Source organism: Nonomuraea sp. NPDC050691, from assembly GCF_040654455.1.
Classification (GTDB): Bacteria; Actinomycetota; Actinomycetes; order Streptosporangiales; family Streptosporangiaceae; genus Nonomuraea.
Genome location: NZ_JBFAIA010000376.1, coordinates 1 through 1,330, shown reverse-complemented (window position 1 = coordinate 1,330; position 1,330 = coordinate 1). Strand labels below are relative to the sequence as shown.

At 44.1% G+C, this 1,330-nt stretch carries 2 protein-coding genes; both read right to left on the bottom strand.

What is annotated here, in order from left to right:
* A partial coding sequence (locus tag AB0H81_RS44895; RefSeq protein WP_358388755.1) for a TraC family protein occupies window positions 1–681 on the bottom strand: 681 nt, incomplete at its 3' end.
* A gap of 9 nt (window positions 682–690) precedes the next feature.
* On the bottom strand, window positions 691–1,290 hold the full coding sequence (locus AB0H81_RS44890) for a TraV family lipoprotein (RefSeq protein ID WP_358388750.1): 600 nt from the start codon (window positions 1,288–1,290) through the stop codon (window positions 691–693).
* Window positions 1,291–1,330: the final 40 nt, after the last annotated feature.

Sequence of the window (1,330 nt, the reverse complement as noted above, 5' to 3'; positions counted from 1 at the left end):
TTGTTGGCCAGTAAACATCCTATTAGGATTGAGTAGGAGTGTTGTCCAACTCAACAAATCATTTGCATCCCAAGTATGGTGATAAATCTTCATGGAGATGAGTGCATCACGCATCCGGGCAAGGAGCGAAACGGCCTTACTGACTTCAACACCGTTGTCAGGCGAAATATTCAAATTTACACTGAGGATACAGCGCAGATTTCGTAAGCGAATGGCCGTATTTTCTACTAAGACCTTCTGTGTGCCCTTATTCCAAAATTCAGTACGTTTCTTGGCCAAAGTTTCAAAGGTGCTTCGCATCGGGTCGTCGATAGAACGTGATGCTTGGACTTGCTCATATTCATTGAAGTAGTTTCTCAGATCAGGGGAGCCGAAAATCTGAACTTGTATCGGCGTTTTCTCAGGAAGTAGCGCATACAGGTTGCCCCATTTACTGATCAGGTCATCACTGCCACCTAAAAATGGGTTGAGTTCAAAAACAAAGCCCATCCCCAACGGTTTGTCGCCTTTAACGGACATCAGAGTAAACAACTCTGTTTTGGTATCGTATGCACCATAATTGAGATAGTCGCTCAAATGGTCAAAGTCAGGATCAACAGGGTTGTTGTGTAAGGCTTCCATCGGTTGATCGACATCATCCGAACCAGCTAACCAATTTTTAAATTTTGACAGGACACCCATTACATACCCCTAGCGAGTGGTACCGGGAATACCCGATGTTTCCTGTAGATTAAGATTCACACCAACATCGGGGATACGGTCATTTGTGTTATTTGAATTGGTTGAAGAAGTATCAACCGTACTGTCTGAAGTTTTGGCTCCATTCCCCAATAAGCGGATCGGTCGGTACTCGTCTATGATCTGTTGCTGATTGTGGGCTATTAACCAATCACCCTGATTCAGAACGACATATGTGAAACTTTGATCATTTAAATCGCCATCCGTATCAAGATATGGAGCAACCCAAATACGAGCAATTTCACTTTGGGAGCGAATGGGCGTACCGGAGGAATAAGCTTGCGTTAACATCAATGTACGGGCACTTTGATCTGTGTAAGGTTGTCCAACCTGTCTTTTCATGCCGTCTTGTAAAACACCTGCAACAGATGCTTTATAGTTACTGCTTATGGATGCGCAATAAGGATCATCACTGTTCCAAGCATTTGAGCATCGGAATTTTTCACTACCGCCGATACCGGACATGGTTAAGGTTGAACATCCGCTAAGAATCAACATTGCCGCAGTTATTGATAAGGCTTTCAAACGCATCATTCCGCTCCATTCAACCATTTTTCCAATTCAGCACGCGGCATAGCACCGGATGTACGCC